Origin of the sequence: Candidatus Amarolinea dominans (genome assembly GCF_016704685.1) — a bacterium.
Classification (GTDB): domain Bacteria; phylum Chloroflexota; class Anaerolineae; order SSC4; family Amarolineaceae; genus Amarolinea; species Amarolinea dominans.
In genome coordinates this window covers 122,720-139,373 of sequence record NZ_JADIZS010000009.1, presented here as the reverse complement: position 1 = coordinate 139,373, position 16,654 = coordinate 122,720, and the positions used below count along the sequence as shown (strand labels likewise).

Sequence of the window (16,654 nt, the reverse complement as noted above, 5' to 3'; positions counted from 1 at the left end):
CTTGATGTCAATGAAAACGCTGGTCATCTCTACCGACATGCCGGACGCCGTGGCGCAAGCGGTGGCGGTCCTGGCCGCGGGCGGACTGGTGGCTTTCCCCACCGATACCGTCTACGGCGTCGGCGCGCATGCCCTGCTGCCGGACGCGGTGAAGCGCCTCTTCGCGGCCAAAGTGCGCCCGGAGGGCAAGGCCATTCCGCTTCTGCTCGGCGAGGCGGCCGACCTGGAACGTGTCAGTTGTGACGTGCCGGCGCTGGCGTGGCGGCTGATCGCGGCCTTGTGGCCGGGCGCCCTGACCCTGGTGGTGCCACGCGGCCCCTTGCTGCCGGACATCGTCACCGCGGGCGGGCCGTCGGTGGCCGTGCGTCTGCCAGACCATGCCCTGCCGCGCACCCTGGCGCAGCGCCTGGGCGCGCCGCTGGCCGCCACCAGCGCCAATCTATCGGGCCAGGCCGCAGCCATTACCGCAGACGCGGTGCTGGCGCAGCTCGACGGCCGCATCGAACTGCTGCTGGACGGCGGCCCCTGTGCGGGCGGCGTGGCCTCCACCGTGGTTGACCTCACCGTGCAGCCACCGGCCATTTTACGCCCTGGCGCGCTCGACCTGGCGCGGCTGCGGCGCCTGTTGGCTGCCGACTGATGTTACTGGGCATTGATGCCAGCCGCGCCCTGCGCCCGGCAAGTCAACGCACCGGCACGGAGCTTTACTCCCGCCAGCTCATCGAAGCGCTGCTGCGCCTGGCGCCCACGCGACCCGCGCCGCCATCTCTGCGCCTCTACACCGATGTGGCGCCCGATCAGACCACCCGCCAGGCCTGGGCCGGCGCGGACTGGCGCATCATCCCCAGCCCGCGCCTGTGGACGCACGCCCGCCTTAGCCTGGAGATGCTGCGTCGCCCGCCTGATGTGCTCTTCGTGCCGGCGCACGTGCTGCCCCTGTGGCGCCCGCGGCGCACCCTGGTGACGATTCACGACCTGGGCTATCTCTTCTTCCCGCAGGCGCACCCGCTGCGCCAGCGTCTCTACCTGGACCTGACCACCCGCTGGCACGGACGCGTCGCCACGCACATCCTGGCCGATTCGCACGCCACCGCCCATGATCTGACCCGGCGCCTGGGGGTGGACGCTCGGCGCATCAGCGTGGTTTATCCCGGCTTCACCCCCACCATGCAACGGCCCGCTGATCCGAGCCTGCTGCAGAGGACCGCCGCGGCTTATGGCCTGTCCGCGCCCTACTTCTTCTATGTGGGCACCCTGCAGCCGCGCAAGAACCTGGTGCGCGTGGCGCAGGCCTTTGCCCACCTCCTGACGCGCTGGGCGGCTGAACGCCCGGACGCAGCGCCCCCGCAACTGGTGCTGGCCGGCAAGCCTGGTTGGCTCTCCGACCAGGTGCTGGCGCCGATCCGCGGCCTCGGACTGGGCGACCAGGTGCGCATCCTCGGCTACGTGCCGCAGACGGACTTGCCGGCGCTGCTGTCCGGCGCGGCGGCCCTGGTCTTTCCCTCGCTATACGAAGGCTTCGGCTTCCCGATCCTGGAGGCGCAGGCGTGCGGCGTACCGGTGTTGACATCTTCCACGTCATCATGCCCGGAAGTGGCCGGCGCGGGCGCACTGCTCGTGGATCCACACGACACAGACGCCATCGCCGCTGGCCTGTGGCGCCTGCTGACGGAGCCGGCGCTGGCGCAAAGCCTGATCGCGCACGGCCAGCACAACCTGCGCCGATTCCGCTGGGAAATCGCCGCCCAGCAGGTGTTCGACATACTACAACTGTAACGCAATCTGCCAGATTGCGAATCCTGACTGTAACGCAATCTGCCGCGCGAATGGGAGCGCAACGATGAACCAGGTACAAAATGTGGTCTTCGACCGGGCGGCCGGCTACTACGACCAGACCCGCAGCCTGCCGCCGCATGAGGCCGCACAGTTGGCCGACGCCCTGTGGCAGGTGTTGGGCGTGACGGCCACGACCCATGTGCTGGAAATTGGCATCGGCACCGGCCGCATCGCCGGGCCGCTGGTGCAGCGTGGCCTGACCATGACCGGCGTTGACCTCTCACGTTCCATGCTGGCGGTCCTGCGCCAAAAATTCCCCGCGCTGCCGGTGGCGCTGGCCGACATGACCCGCCTGCCCTTTGCGCCCGGCACGTTCGACGGCATCCTGGCCTTTCATGTTTTGCACCTGGTCAGCGGCTGGCGTGACGCCCTGGCCGAGGCGGTGCGCGTGCTGCGGCCGGGCGGCAAGTTCATCTACAGTATCCATCATCGCGACCCCAGTGCCATCAACATGCAACTACGCACGCAGTGGCGCCAACTGCTGGCCGCACAGGGTACGACGGCCGAGCGACCGGGCACGCGCAACGACGAACAGGTGGATCAGGTGTTACGTCAGCTTGGCTACCACGATCATACCCAGGTTGACGTCATCCGCGGCCAGGAGCCGGTGACGGTGCGTTTCGTGTTGGCTGAAATGGAAAAGCGCATCTGGTCGGACACCTGGCTGGTGGCGGATGACGTTTTTGCGACGACCATGGCCAGGCTGCGCGCATGGGCCAGCGAGCACTTCGACCTGGATCAGGTGCAACAGGATGAATACCACATCGGCTTCCATGTTTACACCTTCTGAAAGGGCAGAAGGGGCGGCGATCTCCCGACCGCGGCAAAACGCGGCATCCGTGACGATTTTGGGCGTGCGCGTCCACGCACTGACCTGGGAAGCCTTCGAGGCGCAGGCGGCTGACTTCGTGCGCAGCGGCCAGGCACACCAGGTGGTCACGATCAACCCGGAGTTCATCATGGCCGCGCAGCATGACCCGGCCTTTGCGGCCGTGCTGGCAGCGGCCGATTTGGCGCTGGCCGATGGCTGGGGGCTGCTGTGGGCCGCGCGGCGTTTTGGCAAGCCGCTACCCACGCGCATCACCGGCTCCGACGGGGTGCCGCGGCTGGCAGCGTTGGCCGCGCGGGAGGGCTGGCGGGTCTTTTTGCTGGGCGCGGGGCCAGGCATCGCAGAGCAGGCCGCCAACGTCCTGCGCGCTCGCCATCCCACCTTGCAGATTGTCGGCTGCTTTGGTGGCAGCCCGCGGCCGGATGAAGAAGAGGCCATCGTCGCGCGCATCACCGCGGCGCGGCCGCACGTCCTTTTTGTCGCGTACGGCGCGCCCAATCAGGACCTGTGGATTGCGCGCACGCAGCCGCGCTTGCAGATTCCGCTGGCCATGGGCGTCGGCGGCTCGCTCGATTTTATTGCCGGTGTGCGACGCCGAGCGCCCGCCTGGCTGCAACGCCTGCACCTGGAGTGGCTGTTTCGGCTGGCGCAGGAGCCGCGGCGCTGGCGCCGGCAGTTGGCCCTGCCCCGCTTCGTGTGGGCGGTGCTGCGGGCATGATGGAGGTGGCATGATGCTGGAGGTAGCTTCCCTGGTCGGCCGGTTGGCCGGGCAGCGCGTGGTCGTCATCGGCGACCTCTGCCTGGATGAGTACGTCATGGGCGTTGCCACGCGCTTGAGCCGTGAGGCGCCGGTGCCGGTGCTTGAACTGCGCCAGCGCCTGAGCGTGCCGGGCGGCGCGGCCAATCCCGCGTCCAACATCGTCGCCCTGGGCAGCCAGGCCACCGTCATCGGGGTCATCGGTGCGGACGCGGCCGGCGACATGCTGACCGGCCATTTGCGCAGCCTGGGCATTGACACCGCCGGCATCGTCACCGATGCGCAGCGGCCCACTACCACCAAGACGCGCATCGTGGCGCAGGGCAGCCTGCGTTTTCCCCAACACCTGGTGCGCGTGGACCATTTGGACCGGCGGCCGCTCAGCCCGGGGTTGGCGCAGCACCTGGATACGCACGTGGAGCGCCTGCTGGCCGGCGCCAGCGCGGTGTTGATTTCCGATTACCGCACCGGCGTCGTCAGCGCGGACTTGATCGCCACGGTGCAGGCGGCCGCACGACAGCACGGCGTGCTGACCACAGTGGATTCCCAGGGCGACCTGGGCAAGTTTCGCGGCTTCGACCTGGTGCGCTGCAATGCGGCCGAGGCCGAGGCGCAGGTGGGTTTTGCGCTGCATGACGATCATGATTTCGAACGGGCGTTGGTGCGCCTGCAGAGGGAGCTTTCCGCCCGGCGCCTGGTCGTCACCCGCGGCGGTGACGGGGTCAGCCTGCTGGCGTGGGGCGATGTGCCGCGGCATCTGCCGGCCTGGAATCGCGAAGAAGTGTTCGATGTCACCGGTGCGGGAGACACGGTAATCGCCGTCTTGACCCTGGCCCTGGCCGGCGGCCTCGATCTGCGCACGGCCGCGCACCTGGCCATGACCGCGGCCGGCCTGGTGGTGCGGCGCCTGGGTAACGCGGTGGTGACGCCCGCGGAACTGGCGGAGGCGCTGGAGAGATAGAGGGGGAAAGTGCATAGTGCAAAGTGCAAAGTGCAGAGGGGAAAGTGTATAGTGCAATGCGTTTTCTCCGAAAACGCAGAGAGTGCAGAGGGCAAAGTGGTAGGGGCAGAGGGGAAAGTGCAAAATGCAAAGTGCAGAGCGGAGACCGAAAATCGAAAATCGAAAATCGAAAATCGAACAGGCCAACGTCCGTGGGTAGGGTGATGGCGCGGGCCAGCGCGCTGGCTCAATGCGACGCGTGGCGCGAGGCCGGCTGGCGCGTGGTGATGACCAACGGCCATTTCGACCTGCTGCACCTGGGGCATGTGGATTATTTGGAGCGGGCGCGTAACCTGGGCCATGCGCTGGTGGTCGGCGTCAACAGCGATGCTTCGACGCGCGCGCTCAAGGGGCCACAGCGGCCGCTGCTGCCGGCCGTGGAACGGGCGCAGATACTGGCCGCGCTGACCAGCGTGGACCTGGTGGTGATTTTCGAGGAACTGACGGCCGAGTCGCTGGTGGCCGCGCTGCGGCCGGCGGTCTACGTCAAAGGCGGCGATTGGGACCCGGCTGCCGGGACTATCGCGCCCGCGGCCGGGCAGACAGCACAACCGCGGCGTGAACCACCCGAAGCCGCCATCGTCAGCGGCTACGGCGGCCAGGTCCGCTACCTGCCCTACCTGGCCGGACATTCGACCCGTGAACTGATTGCGCTGATCGTCGCACGCTTTGCGCCAGGCGAGGCTGCTGACCTATGACAGACGCCACCCCACCTGAGGCCAGCGGTGGCGTCGCCCGTTCGGCCGGCATCCTGGCCTTCGGCAACGTCGCCAGCCGCATCCTGGGTCTGCTGCGCGAGACGATCATTTCCTACTACTTCGGCTCGGCCGGCGAACTGAGCGCCTTCCGCCTGGCCGCACGCGTGCCGACCATGATCTACGATATGCTGGTGGGTGGCCTGCTCAGCGCGGCGCTGGTACCGGTTTTCAGCGATTACGCCCGTACGGAAAGGCGTCGCGAACTGTGGGAAGTAGCCAGCGCCGTACTCACCGCGGTGGGGGCCGGCATGGCCGTGCTCTTCCTGGCGCTGATGGGCCTGGCGCCCTACGTGGCACGTCTGATCGGCGGCGGCTTCGATGCCCATCTGATCGCGGTCATCACCAATGCGCTGCGCATCATGGCGCCGGCCGTCTTCTTCTTCGGCCTGTCCGGCGTGCTGACCGGCATTCTCTACGCGCTGAAATCATTTTCGTACGCGGCCCTGGGCGCGGCCGTTTTCAACCTGGGCGTGGTCATCTGCGCCCCGCTCTTGACGCCGTGGCTCGGCATCTACAGCCTGCCGGTGGGCATCGCGGTGGGCAGCCTGGGGCAGTTATGTTTGCTCTTGCCTGGCCTGCGCGCCGTCGGCGCGCGTCTGCACCTGGCGTGGGGCCATCCGGCCGTGCGCCAGATTCTACGTCTCTATCTGCCGGTCAGCATCAGTTTGCTCGTCGGCCAGTTCCAGGTGATGGTGGACGCCAACCTGACCTCGCGTACCGGCACACAGAGCGCGGCCTGGATGCAGTACGCCACGACGCTGGTGCAGTTCCCGCTGGGATTGGTGCCGGTGGCGGTGTCGCTGGCCGCGCTGCCCACTCTGTCGCGTCATGCGGCCGCCGGTGAGTGGCTGGCGTACCGTAGCACCCTGGGGCGCGGCCTGCGCCTGGTGCTCGTCCTGCTCATCCCGGCCATCGTGGCCCTCTTTGTCATGGCCGAGCCGATCATCCGCCTGCTGTTCGAGCATGGCAGCTTCGTTGCCGCCGACACGCTGTGGACCGCACGGGCGCTGCGTCTCTATCTGCTGGGCCTGGGCTTTGCCGGGGTTGATTTTCTCTTCAACTACGCGTTCTACGCCCGCCAGGACACGCGCACCCCGGCCATCGTTGGCGTCGTCTCGGTCGTGGTTTACCTGGTTGTGGCGCTCAGCCTGCTACGACCCCTGGGTTTCCTGGGCCTGGTGCTGGCCGACTCCACCAAGCACATGAGTCACGCGATCATCATGCTGATCTTGCTGCTGCGTGCCATCGGCGCCTTGCGCGGCCAGGGGATCATGAGCACCGGCTTCAAGGCGTTGCTGGCCGCGCTGGCCATGGGCCTGGCGCTGTCGGTTCTGCGCGGCTGGCTGGGCGGTCTGGCAGGCAGCGGCCTCGTCGGCAAGGTCATCGTCGTGGGAGGCGCCGCCGGCAGTGGCATCGCCATCTACGGCGCACTGCTGTGGCTGCTGGGCGTGGAAGAAGTCAAGATCGTGTCTCGAATGGTCCTGCGACGCCTTATTCCGCCCACGAAGGGCCTGTAATCGTATCTGACCCAAAAATAGTGGGCGACCGCAAGGGTGCGCCCCTACAAATTGGTGGGCATGGCCTTGCGCCTGCCCGCGTGGGCGACCGCAAGGGTGCGCCCCTACTTTGACGCCCCACGCGGCGTCGGGTATAATCGGTCTGGCAATCATCCCAACTGAAGAAAGAGAGATTCACATGGCAAAGAAACAACGTGTCGCGCAGCGGGCGCCGCGCAGTGCATCGCCCATGCGCTATTCGCAAGGTATGACATCCATCACGCCGACGGGCGCATCGAATATGGCGGGCGCGGCAAGCCGAGGGTTGGCGGGACGCCGCCCCGGCTCGAAGGCGGCCGTCCAGGTAGATTACGCCAAAGAGTACGGTCACGTCGCCAGCGACCTACGCCGCGTCGGCCTGCTGGCCGCGTCGCTGTTCGCCGTCATCGTCATCCTGAGCTTCGTCATCCGTTAGTAAACCGACAAGATGTTCTGGACTCTGCTCTTAGCGCACTTGATTGCTGACTATCCCCTGCAGTCTAGTTGGATGGTGCGCGCCAAGCGCACCCTGGGGGGCCTGACGCTGCATGTCGCGATTCACATCGTCGTTATGCTGATCCTGGTTGGGCCGGCCCTGCCGCAGGTCTGGCTCCCGCTGGCCGCCATCGCCCTGGTCCACTTTGCCCTGGATGCCGGAAAAAATGTCGTCATGCGCTGGCGCCCGCACTGGGTCGTCAGCAGCTATCTGGCCGATCAGGCCCTACACATGATCACCCTCTGGCTAGCCAGCGCCTGGATCGCCCAGCACACCCCGGCGGCCACACCGCTCCTGAAGCCCAACCTGGCCATACTTCTCAGCGGCTACCTGTTGGCCACCCATATTTGGTTCATCAGCGAACGCATCTTCACCCATCGCGACGCCACCTACCAGCAAGAACTGAACCGCTTCGCCCTGGTGCGCATGGTCACGCGCGGCCTGCTGTTGACCCTGTTCTTGCTCGCAGGTCGCCCGGCCTCAACCTCCACCGGCTCTGCCCTGGCGCTGAGCCTGGCGCTGCCGTATGTCACGGGCACCTGTCGCCGCCGCGCCGCTCTGACCGATGTCCTGGTCGCCTTAGTCGCGGCCGGCAGCATCCTGCTCCTGAACGCCGGGCAGTAACCCGCGGCAACACCCAAAATAAAAAGTCCTCGACTTGTCGAGGACTCCAAACCGGGAGTGCCGAACTCATTCGGCAAATTTTCACGTCAGCGCTGCGGCAACCTGCTGACCGGAAAGAAACGCGCTCTCCACGGAGCCTACTTTGCTGCCCGCGGCGTCGAAGGCATCACCGGCCAGGGCCAGGCCGGGCAGGCCAGCCGGCAGCAGGAACGGCTGCGGGCAGAGCGTGCTGGCCGTGGCAAAACGCCAGCGCTTGAGCTGTGCCTCGACCAGGCGCCCCTGCGGGTCCAGAAATTCCTGCAGCCCGGCCTGGATGGCAGTCAGGGCGGCCGCATCGTCAGCCTCCCACCAGCGGCGGCTGAAAGCCGCACTGCTCTGCACCGTCAGCAGCGTTGCCTCGGGTGAAATGCCCTTCTGCTGGTTGTCGGCAATCCAAAAAGGATCGTGCTGGCTGCGCAGCAGGGCGCCAACAGGCGGCAGCAGGGCTGCGCCTTGCCACCAAAACAGGCCAACCAGGCACGGATCATACGCGATGACCGCCAGCGCGGCCTGATCGGCGGTGCTCAAGGCCACCTCACCGGCCGCCAACAGGGCCAGGCTCTGCGGCGCCGGCGCGGTCAGTAACAACTGGCTGGCGTGCGTGCTGCCCCCCGCGCTGTCCTCAACCTGCCAACCGTGGGCCAGCCGGCGCACAGCCTGCACGGTCACCGCGGTGCGCACCTCAAGCCCTTGCGCCAACTGTTGCGCCAGGTGATTCATGCCGTTAACCGCGGCGTAACGCGGGTAGAACGTGGCATCGGCGCTGGGGCGCAAACTGCCCCGGGCATAGCCGGCCGTCCAGGGGTAGATCAAGCCGGCGGCCTCCCAGCCTGCCAGCGCCGCGGCGAAGGCGGGGGTGTGGGCGGTGAGAAATTGCGCACCATGATCGGCGCGGCCGGGTCCGATGCGCCGCGTTGCCATACGTCCGCCTGCGCTGCGGGCCTTCTCCAGCACAAGCACACGCCGGCCTTGCTCACGCAGGCGCTGGCCGGCGCTCAAACCGGTCATGCCCGCGCCAATTACCAAGACATCACAATCCATGCTTCTCTCTCCTGTCAACTCAGCCCGGCAGCAACGTCACCGGGTCGGCCACCTGCAGCGTGCCTTCCTGCAGCACGCGTGCATAGAAACGACTCCAGCCGGGATGCACCCAGGCTGCAATACGTTTGACGGCGCCCTGCACGAAAAAGTCAGTCAGGTGGCGACAGGGATTGGCGGTATCGGTCAGTTCGATCAAGACCTCAGCGCCCAGGCGCAGACGCTGTCCGCTGTGCAGCGCGGCCCAATCAAGTCCGCGCACGGTGATATTCTCGCCGGCCGCGCCGGGGAAGATGGTATGGCCTTCGCGCTGCAGGGCCTCGATCAGTTCCAGGGAGTAGAGACAGAGCGCACGATCGGGGCCGCCGTGGTGTACCAGATCGCGCTGGCTATCGCCGTCAAGCCCGGCGCGCGTGATGCGAGCGGATGGCTGTGGCAGCTTGGGCACCCCGCCAGGCGACGCATTGATGTGGGTAATCGTTGCCATCATGGCTGTTGCATCCGTTTATCCCAATGTCGCCCCACCGCCCCCGGCCGCGCCGACGCCGTCCATCCAATCAGGATAGACGCGCTGGCCCTGCAGCTCGTACAGGCGGATGGCCTGCGTGGGACAGTTTTCGGCAGCGAGGATGATCCGGGCGCGGTCGGCGGCGGCCGCATCCACCACAATCGCAATGCCATCCTCATCAATTTCGAACACCCCGGGCGCGGTGCGCATACAGTCGCCCATGGCCGTACAGCAGCGGCGATCAATCTCGATGCGCAGGGAAGGAACTTTGCCGGTGGGGGAAACAATGCTGCCAGGCAAGCCAGCGGCAGGGGTTGGCGTCATCGGCGCCGCAGTGGCGGCGGTTGGTATTTTGACGGGCGGCGCCCCTGCCGTAGCAGGCTTGCCGCCGAGCAATTTGGACAAGAAACTCATGGTCTGATTGAATCCTCCGTGAGACAAATTAAAGTCCCGCTGGCGGGCCAGCAGGACTTTGAGCAGAGCGCCGGAACTGAAGCTCAGGCCGCTGCTTACGACTGGCTGGATGCCATGTGCAGGGACTGGGCGACTTCAGCCAGCTTTTCGGTTGTACGCTCAGCCATCGGGACATACGGCTGATAATCGGGGCCGATGTACTGTGCCCGAGGGCGGATCAAGCGGTTATCCGCGTATTGCTCGATCAGATGTGCGGTCCAGCCCACGATGCGGCTCATCGCGAAGATGGTCGTGAAGAGATCGAGCGGAATCCCGGCATAGTAGAGCACCGTGGCCGAATAGTAGTCCACGTTGGGCGCCAGCTTACGTTCGAGAAAGTGGGGGTGCGCGATCGCGCGCTGCTCGATGCGCAGGGCCATCTCATGCAGGTCGTGCTGGCCGACCGCGTGCCCCATCTCATCGGAGACGCGGCGCAGCACACGTGCGCGTGGGTCTTCGGTCTTGTAGACACGGTGCCCCATGCCCATGATGCGGCGATGTCCGGACATGGTGGCATCGAACCAGGCATCCACATGGGCCAGGCTGCCGATCTCGTCCAGCATATCCATCACACCCTGGTTAGCGCCGCCGTGCAAAGGCCCCTTGAGCGCGCCCAGGGCGCCGGTCACGGCCGCGTACATGTCGGCTTCGGTGCCGGCAATGACCCTGGCCGTGAACGTGGACGCGTTGAGACCGTGGTCAGCCAGCAAAACCAGGTACAAATCAACGCCTTTGACCCTCACCGGGTCGGGCTTGGCGCCGGTCAGCATATAGAGGAAATTCTCGGCGTGGCCCAGGGTCGGATTGGGCGCAATGATGTCAAGCCCGTTACGTACGCGATGGAAACCGGCGATGATAGAAGGAAACAGAGCCATCAGGCGCAGCGCCTTGCGCCGGTTAGCGCCTGGGGAATTGTTCTCTTCTTCGGGATCGCTCACAGAGAGGAGCGAAATCACCGTGCGCAGCATATCCATGCCAGAGGAAGTCGTAGGGAAGATCTTGAGAGCTGCCACGATATTATCAGGCAGCTTGCGCATCAAGGCCAGGTCGGCCATGAACTGCTCCAGCTGGGGCTGCGTGGGCAACTGACCATTCCACAGGAAATAGGCAACCTCCTCGTAGAACGAGTTGGCGGCCAGGTCCTCGATGGGAATGCCACGATAAGTCAGACGGCCGGCGGTTCCGTCAATGGAACTAATCGAAGTTGCCGCGGCAATAACACCTTCGAGGCCCTTGGCAACGGCTGCAACAACCGCAGCATCTTTTTCCGGCATACAGTCGCTCCTTTCATGAGTATGGGCACGGGGTGGGACAGGATGGGGATCAGGCACAATCATTATACCCGGCTGCTTGCGCGCTGTCAATTCGTTCTTTTGTGTCGTACCCTGAAAGCGTAGGTCGGGTGGCTGCAGGTGGTTGCCACGATCACGCACGCCGCGATCATGGGCTGAAGTTCGACCCTGTGGTGTGGCTGTCACCGGCGTAAAATTTGCTGTGACCGTGGAATGATGGTATACTGGCGGCCATTACGGGCGAGTAGCTCAGTCGGTCAGAGCGCACGGTTCACATCCGTGAGGTCTAGGGTTCGAGCCCCTACCCGCCCACAGAAAACCTCACAGGCAGTCTGCCTGTGAGGTTTTTGATTGCCGGCTACACTTCTCTATACTTCTCTATACCGATGCGTCGGCCAATCCAGCCAACCTTCCCGAGCATTCGATACACCTCCGCCGACCTGGCCGCGGCGACAGCCTGGGTGAAGCGGGCCGCGGCCAGGTGACGGCCGGCCGCGGCGTAGCGGTCGGCGGCCGCGGGGTCTCGCAGAAGGCGCAGGAGGGCGGCCGCAAGGGCCTCCGGATCACGCGCGGGCACGCGCAGGCCGTTAACGCCATCCTCGACCAGGTGTTCGGTGCCGCCAATGGTGGTGGTGACGACAGGAACGCCCGCGGCCAGGGCTTGCGCCAGGGCCACCGGCGAACTTTCGACCCACGAGGGCAGGGTGAATAGCGCGGCGCGGCCGTAAGCCGCCAGCAGCTCGGCGTGACCCAGGTAGCCGGGCAGGCTGATGTGCGCACGCAGGCCGAGGTCGTCAATGGTCTGCTGCACCTGCTGCCCGTAGGCTTGATAGATCGGCGTGACACCGCCGGCGATGACCAGGTGCGCGTCCGGCAGCTGACCGACCACTGTGCGCATGGCCTGCACCAACTCCAACACCCCTTTGCGATGGATGACCGAACCGACGAACAGGATGCGGTGCGACTGCGGCCGGCGATCGAGCGCGAAAAAGTCGTCGTGTACCGGATTTTCGATCAGGTGCAGCCGCGCCGGCGAGTGCGGGCGCACGAACTGCTCGACCCAGGGGCAGATGATGACCAGATCGGTGGCGCGGCGCAGGACGGCCAGTTCGGTGGCCCGCCAAATGGCCGTGCGCAGCCAGGCTTTCAGACGCCCGCCGCGCGCCTCGGCCGCAGCCTCGTGCGTGTTGATGCCATGTACCGTCACCACCGTCGGCGCGCCTGTGTCGAACGCGGCCAGCGGATAGGCCGCGGCCTGACCATGCGCATGAATGACATCCGGGGCGATCTCCTGCAAGCGCCGGCGCAGCGCCCAGCGGTCCACGGTGCGCATGGAAAGGGTGTGGGGAATACGCGACGCTGAGGGCAGATAGTGGATCGTCAACGGCCCGTCGCGCACGACCGCGCCGCGGGCCGCCGTGCCCTTGAACCACTTCTCACAGGTGACGACGTGCAACTCCAGGTCGGAATGCTGCTTGAGCGCGGCCAACGTGTAATACATCACCGCCTGGATGCCGCCCACCAGGTTCGGGGGATTCTCCGGATAATCGCCAATCACCGCCACCCGTAGGGGCGATCCCTTGCGGTCGCCCTCATGGCCGCCCCTGCCGTTGCCCGGCCGCGCAGGCGTCGGCCCTGTCTCTGGTGTCATCGTCATGCCGCTCCTTGTCCGGGCTGCATCGAGCCGGCGCAGGCCGGCTTCGCAAGGGTTGCCGCGGTTTCAACCGCCGGCACATCCACAAACGCCAGCGCGGCCAACACCCAAACGTACCACTGCACCGAGGTGTACTGCACAAAGTTGTCGGTGAGGCTGACGACGAGTCCGCCGACCACCACCGCGGCCAGCGCCAGTGCGTATGGATTGGTCGCGGCGCGGCGGGCGGCGGCGCCCAGCCAGCGCAGTTGCCAGCCGGCCCAGGCCAGCGCGCCCAGCGGCCCGGTTTCGATCAGCACCTTGAGATAATCGTTGTGCGGCGGGGCCACGTAGCGCGGGGGCAACACCTGCTCGACATAGATCGGAAAGGTTGACAGGCCGCGGCCAATGACTCGCGCCAGATCAATCAAACTCAGGCCCACCTGCCACAACTCCCAGCGCCAGGCCACAGAATCTTGTGCGTCCGCCGAAGTGAGGCGCTGGCGGATGGGCGGCAGGGCCAGCAGCAGCAGGGGCAGAACGATCGCCAACCACAGCCAGCGCGGCCGGCGGAAGGCCAATAGGACGATCACCACGGCCCATAATCCCAGCCACTGCGCGCGCGCCAGGGTCATCAGCAGGCCGCTGGCGGTCAGGGCCAGCATGAAGAAGGCAAACGGCCGCGCCGGCTGGCGAATGGCGGCAGGAGCGGCAGGAGCGGGCGCGGGCGTCAACCACAGGGCGCCGGCCAGGGCAACCACCACCAGCAGGAATGAGGCCAGGATGGCGGGATGGCCGAAGGTGCCCTGGGCGCGGTAGGCGTAGGCGGTGTCGGCCAGGCCGGTGAAGAAATAGCCGGTGCCGGTGGTCAGTTGGTAGAACTCCAGGGCGAGGGGCGCCAGGCTGGCCAGGAAAATCACCCACACCAGGGCCGGACGACGGGCAGGGTTAGCCGCCAACGGCCGCGCCAGCACGAAGAGCGCCAGCCCACTCGCCAGGCGCACCCATTCTTTCAGGGTTTCGAGCGGCGCCAGCGACACGGCCACGCCGGCCAGGCCGATCAAGAGCCAGGCGATGTACCAGCCGGCGCCGGGGATGCCCAGGATGATGTGGCCGCGGCCGGCGCGGTCGGCGATCAGCCAGCGGCGCAGGGCGTAGGCCAGTCCCAGGCCCAGGGTGAAGGAATTGAGCGCGCCGGCCAGGTTCATCTCCAGCGGCGTGCCACTGAACAGGGTGAACAGATCCATGATGCTGTCGGCTGCAGAGCGGATGAGCAGCAGAGGCAGCACCAGGGCAGCCGCGTCAACAGACACGGCCAGCCACACGCCGACCAGGGCTGCCAGCAGAACGATGGCCAGCGGGGGAAGCACGATGCTGACCACGCCGGCCAGGACGAAGAGGAGTACGGCGACGATCCAAAAGCGCCCGCCGAATGAATTCGGGGCGAAGCGCCCGCCGAATGAATTCGGGGCGAAGGGGCGTTCCGCCGCCAGGTCGGCCTGCGCCGACCGGCCGCGCGTCCACGCTCGTCTGCGGCCTGGCCGGCTCACAGGTACCCAAGCCCGCGCAGGCGTTCCTGCAGATCGGCAGTTTCAGCGTCGTTGAGCGCAGCCTGGCCGGCTGACTCAGCGGCGGGCGCGGGTGCTTGCCGGCGCACCGGGGCCGTACTTTGCAGCAGTTCGGTGAGCGCCCGGCCCTGCATGGTTTCCGGCACGGCCAGGCCCAAGCTGTGCAACACAGTGGGCGCCACGTCAATCAGGCGCGGCGTGGGGCTGAGCGGGCGCGCCGCCCTGGCCTGGGCGGCGATGCCGGCGCCCCAGGCCAGCAGCATGCCGGTCAGGGCATGATCGCCGCTGGCCCAGCCGGTGCGCGTGAAGAGGCCCGGCGTCTGCAGGTTGCCGGCAAAGGGCGGGTTGAGCCAGAAGAGCAGGTCGGGCAGCAGATCGGGTTGGGCGAGCGAGGTCTGCCCGGCCATCTGTTCGGCCAGGCGCACCACGCCGCCCACGAGCGGCTGCCCGTCGAAGCGGGCCGCGGCCAGCGCCTGTTCGATCTCGGTCAGCAGGCGCTCCGCGGCCGGGCCGGGGGTCACGATGCCGTGCGGGTCGCGGCCGGCCAGGTTGAGGCGAATGCCCTGTTGAGTGTTCCACGGGCAGAAGGCCAGCGTGTGCGCCCAATCGGTGGCGCCGCCGGGCGTCATGAAGCCGGCAAAGCGCGAAACATCCTTGACCAGGCGGCGGCGCCAGTGCTGCACGAGCGGCGTGTCCAGGCGGCGCAGCAGGCCAGTCAAGCGACCGCGGCCGGCCTGGCTGCGATACCAACCGTGCTGCGCCAGCCATTCGTTGACGCGGAACTGCCAGACCGCGGCCTGAAAGCCGTGATCGGACAGGATGAAGACGGTGGTGTCAGCCCCGGCCAGGGCGATGGTGCGGGCCACGGCCTGGTCGAGCGTGCGCCAGTAGGCCTCCCAGGCCGGCTGCAACTGCGCGGCCAGCCGTGCATCCGCCGCAGGGTGCGTGGGATCGAGCATCCACCACAGCGCGTGCAGCAGGCGATCAGGCGAGATGTAGGCCACGGCCAGCACGTCGAGCGCGTGACGAGCCGTCAGGCGCTCCACCAGGCGCACGCGGGCCTGCGTCATCTGGGTCAGTTCGGCCAGCAGCGCGTCCGGGCGACCCGCGTACAGTTGCCATTCCAGGTCGAGGCGGTAATCGGGCACGGCCTGGCGGATTTCTGCGGCCAGCGCCGGCGGGTGCGTGAAGGGCGGCTGCTCCAGGCTCAACATGCCGCTGACCTGGAACGGCTGCACCGGGTCAGGCGGGTAGGTGACGGGAAAATTGATCGCGCCCACGGCCAGGCCGCCGCGGTTGAGCCAGGCCCACAGGGTGCTGCCGGGCGCGGGTTTGGCATGGCGATAGCGGCCATCGGGCTGGCGGGCCAGGAAATCGAACACGCCATGCACCGCGGGCTGCTGCCCCGTCATGAACGAGGCCCAGGCCGAGGCCGATTGCGTGGGCAGCACGGAGAGCAGCGGCGCGGGAACGCCCTCACGCCGCAGCCGCGCCAGCGTGGGCAGCAGCCCCGCGGCCAGCAGAGGCTCCAGCAAGGGCCAATTCAGGCCATCGAGGCCGATGATGAGTGTGTGCATGGGTGGTTATGCCATTCCTGGCTGTTGGGATTGAATAGAGGTGTGACGTCGCCGCTCAGTGGATCACGCGCTTCGGTTCGTGCGCCCTTGAACTCGTTGCAGCGATAGCAAGCCAGGCAGAGGTTGGTGCTGTCCGATGCCCCACCGGCCGCCAGGGGGATGATGTGGTCCATCACCATGGCGACGCCAGCCCATGCTGGGCTGCGACAGTAGCTGCAGCGATGGCCGGATCGCGCAGCGACGGCCCGGCGCAGCGCAGAGGAAAGCTTACGGCGCGTCGGCACGGGTGGGCATCATAGAGGAAATTGGCAGGGTATGGCCGCGCCACTTCAACAAAGCGAGGGCGTAGGAGCGCCGCACGACGAACCGGTCGGTTGCGGCCCGCAGGCGCGCCAGTTCTTCGCGTTCAGCATCGGTCAACGTGTTGGCTTCGTTCTTGCGCAAAAGGCGCCGATGTCGCCGCCACGGATCGGACGGCAGTGAATCCAGCGCGATCCTCCAGAGTTGCTCGTCGCTCAAATTCGACCAGACGGCCAGTTCGTCTTGGAACTCGGCCGGCAGATCGTCCACGGCCGGAGGCAGATTGCCGCGTATCGTTTGGGATGCGACTTCTTCCAGCGGACGTCGCAGCGCGGTTGCCATCCCCTGCAGCCGCCGGTAGGATTCCTCAGGCAGGCGAAGTGTAATCGTCTGTAATGTCATCCAAACCTC

At 66.8% G+C, this 16,654-nt stretch carries 18 protein-coding genes and 1 tRNA gene; 10 read left to right on the top strand and 9 right to left on the bottom strand.

Annotated features, from left to right (window positions below):
* Positions 1-4: 4 nt before the first annotated feature.
* The 9 genes from IPF85_RS07215 to IPF85_RS07175 all read left to right on the top strand — a co-directional run bounded on the left by IPF85_RS07215 (position 5) and on the right by IPF85_RS07175 (position 7,835).
* Positions 5-640, top strand: a complete 636-nt coding sequence (locus tag IPF85_RS07215) for an L-threonylcarbamoyladenylate synthase (RefSeq protein ID WP_343407395.1) — start codon at positions 5-7, stop codon at positions 638-640.
* Positions 640-1,776, top strand: coding sequence for a glycosyltransferase family 1 protein (locus IPF85_RS07210; protein ID WP_343407394.1), 1,137 nt, complete (start codon positions 640-642; stop codon positions 1,774-1,776). Before IPF85_RS07215 ends, IPF85_RS07210 begins: the two co-directional genes overlap by 1 nt.
* Before the next feature lie 64 nt (positions 1,777-1,840).
* Positions 1,841-2,626 carry a methyltransferase domain-containing protein gene (locus IPF85_RS07205; RefSeq protein ID WP_343407393.1) on the top strand — a complete coding sequence of 262 codons (786 nt, stop codon included), beginning with the start codon at positions 1,841-1,843 and terminating at the stop codon, positions 2,624-2,626.
* 49 nt (positions 2,627-2,675) lie between these two features.
* Entirely contained in the window at positions 2,676-3,383 is a 708-nt protein-coding gene (locus tag IPF85_RS07200) for a WecB/TagA/CpsF family glycosyltransferase (protein WP_343407392.1), read from the top strand.
* Positions 3,384-3,393: 10 nt separating this feature from the next.
* Positions 3,394-4,383 (top strand): bifunctional ADP-heptose synthase, encoded by a 990-nt coding sequence (locus tag IPF85_RS07195; protein WP_343407391.1) that lies wholly within the window; start codon positions 3,394-3,396, stop codon positions 4,381-4,383.
* A gap of 191 nt (positions 4,384-4,574) precedes the next feature.
* Positions 4,575-5,120, top strand: coding sequence for an adenylyltransferase/cytidyltransferase family protein (locus tag IPF85_RS07190; RefSeq protein ID WP_343407390.1), 546 nt, complete (start codon positions 4,575-4,577; stop codon positions 5,118-5,120).
* The gene (gene murJ / locus IPF85_RS07185) at positions 5,117-6,697 is read left to right on the top strand and encodes a murein biosynthesis integral membrane protein MurJ (RefSeq protein ID WP_343407389.1); all 1,581 of its coding nucleotides are present in this window, start codon (positions 5,117-5,119) and stop codon (positions 6,695-6,697) included. Before IPF85_RS07190 ends, murJ begins: the two co-directional genes overlap by 4 nt.
* A gap of 178 nt (positions 6,698-6,875) precedes the next feature.
* Positions 6,876-7,151, top strand: coding sequence for a hypothetical protein (locus IPF85_RS07180; protein ID WP_343407388.1), 276 nt, complete (start codon positions 6,876-6,878; stop codon positions 7,149-7,151).
* A 12-nt stretch (positions 7,152-7,163) separates the two neighbouring features.
* Positions 7,164-7,835, top strand: a complete 672-nt coding sequence (locus tag IPF85_RS07175; protein ID WP_343407387.1) for a DUF3307 domain-containing protein — start codon at positions 7,164-7,166, stop codon at positions 7,833-7,835.
* Between the two features lie 81 nt (positions 7,836-7,916).
* On the opposite strand, the gene IPF85_RS07170 is transcribed toward IPF85_RS07175, so the two are convergent.
* The 4 genes from IPF85_RS07170 to IPF85_RS07155 form a co-directional block, all read right to left on the bottom strand.
* Positions 7,917-8,915 (bottom strand): FAD-dependent oxidoreductase, encoded by a 999-nt coding sequence (locus IPF85_RS07170; protein WP_343407386.1) that lies wholly within the window; start codon positions 8,913-8,915, stop codon positions 7,917-7,919.
* A 19-nt stretch (positions 8,916-8,934) separates the two neighbouring features.
* Positions 8,935-9,402: an MOSC domain-containing protein gene (locus IPF85_RS07165; RefSeq protein ID WP_343407385.1), complete on the bottom strand. Its 468-nt coding sequence runs from the start codon at positions 9,400-9,402 to the stop codon at positions 8,935-8,937.
* Between the two features lie 15 nt (positions 9,403-9,417).
* Positions 9,418-9,834, bottom strand: a complete 417-nt coding sequence (locus IPF85_RS07160; protein ID WP_343407384.1) for a ferredoxin — start codon at positions 9,832-9,834, stop codon at positions 9,418-9,420.
* Positions 9,835-9,929: 95 nt separating this feature from the next.
* Positions 9,930-11,147, bottom strand: coding sequence for a citrate/2-methylcitrate synthase (locus IPF85_RS07155; RefSeq protein WP_343407383.1), 1,218 nt, complete (start codon positions 11,145-11,147; stop codon positions 9,930-9,932).
* Between the two features lie 256 nt (positions 11,148-11,403).
* On the opposite strand from IPF85_RS07155, the gene IPF85_RS07150 reads away from it, so the two are divergent.
* Positions 11,404-11,477, top strand: a tRNA-Val gene (locus tag IPF85_RS07150).
* A gap of 46 nt (positions 11,478-11,523) precedes the next feature.
* Here IPF85_RS07150 and IPF85_RS07145 read toward each other — a convergent pair.
* From IPF85_RS07145 to IPF85_RS07125, 5 genes are read right to left on the bottom strand one after another with little or no spacing between them, the layout of a single operon-like run.
* Complete coding sequence (locus IPF85_RS07145) at positions 11,524-12,816, bottom strand: glycosyltransferase family 4 protein (RefSeq protein ID WP_343407382.1); 1,293 nt, start codon at positions 12,814-12,816, stop codon at positions 11,524-11,526.
* A gap of 2 nt (positions 12,817-12,818) precedes the next feature.
* Positions 12,819-14,348, bottom strand: coding sequence for an O-antigen ligase family protein (locus tag IPF85_RS07140; protein ID WP_343407381.1), 1,530 nt, complete (start codon positions 14,346-14,348; stop codon positions 12,819-12,821).
* A complete protein-coding gene (locus IPF85_RS07135) occupies positions 14,345-15,943 on the bottom strand; it encodes an alkaline phosphatase family protein (RefSeq protein ID WP_343407380.1) in 1,599 nt (532 codons plus the stop codon). The genes IPF85_RS07140 and IPF85_RS07135 overlap by 4 nt, the downstream gene beginning before the upstream one ends.
* Complete coding sequence (locus IPF85_RS07130; protein WP_343407379.1) at positions 15,910-16,227, bottom strand: HNH endonuclease signature motif containing protein; 318 nt, start codon at positions 16,225-16,227, stop codon at positions 15,910-15,912. The genes IPF85_RS07135 and IPF85_RS07130 overlap by 34 nt, the downstream gene beginning before the upstream one ends.
* A complete protein-coding gene (locus IPF85_RS07125; protein WP_343407378.1) occupies positions 16,211-16,645 on the bottom strand; it encodes a hypothetical protein in 435 nt (144 codons plus the stop codon). Before IPF85_RS07125 ends, IPF85_RS07130 begins: the two co-directional genes overlap by 17 nt.
* Positions 16,646-16,654 lie beyond the last annotated feature (9 nt).

Coding starts and splice junctions, on each gene's coding strand:
- IPF85_RS07170 (WP_343407386.1), bottom strand. CDS start 8,915: ATGGATTGTGATGTCTTGGTAATTGGCGCGGGCATGACCGGTTTGAGC.
- IPF85_RS07125 (WP_343407378.1), bottom strand. CDS start 16,645: ATGACATTACAGACGATTACACTTCGCCTGCCTGAGGAATCCTACCGG.
- IPF85_RS07205 (WP_343407393.1), top strand. CDS start 1,841: ATGAACCAGGTACAAAATGTGGTCTTCGACCGGGCGGCCGGCTACTAC.
- IPF85_RS07195 (WP_343407391.1), top strand. CDS start 3,394: ATGATGCTGGAGGTAGCTTCCCTGGTCGGCCGGTTGGCCGGGCAGCGC.
- IPF85_RS07160 (WP_343407384.1), bottom strand. CDS start 9,834: ATGAGTTTCTTGTCCAAATTGCTCGGCGGCAAGCCTGCTACGGCAGGG.
- IPF85_RS07165 (WP_343407385.1), bottom strand. CDS start 9,402: ATGATGGCAACGATTACCCACATCAATGCGTCGCCTGGCGGGGTGCCC.
- IPF85_RS07215 (WP_343407395.1), top strand. CDS start 5: ATGTCAATGAAAACGCTGGTCATCTCTACCGACATGCCGGACGCCGTG.
- IPF85_RS07135 (WP_343407380.1), bottom strand. CDS start 15,943: ATGCACACACTCATCATCGGCCTCGATGGCCTGAATTGGCCCTTGCTG.
- IPF85_RS07155 (WP_343407383.1), bottom strand. CDS start 11,147: ATGCCGGAAAAAGATGCTGCGGTTGTTGCAGCCGTTGCCAAGGGCCTC.
- IPF85_RS07175 (WP_343407387.1), top strand. CDS start 7,164: ATGTTCTGGACTCTGCTCTTAGCGCACTTGATTGCTGACTATCCCCTG.
- IPF85_RS07210 (WP_343407394.1), top strand. CDS start 640: ATGTTACTGGGCATTGATGCCAGCCGCGCCCTGCGCCCGGCAAGTCAA.
- IPF85_RS07180 (WP_343407388.1), top strand. CDS start 6,876: ATGGCAAAGAAACAACGTGTCGCGCAGCGGGCGCCGCGCAGTGCATCG.
- IPF85_RS07145 (WP_343407382.1), bottom strand. CDS start 12,816: ATGACACCAGAGACAGGGCCGACGCCTGCGCGGCCGGGCAACGGCAGG.
- murJ (WP_343407389.1), top strand. CDS start 5,117: ATGACAGACGCCACCCCACCTGAGGCCAGCGGTGGCGTCGCCCGTTCG.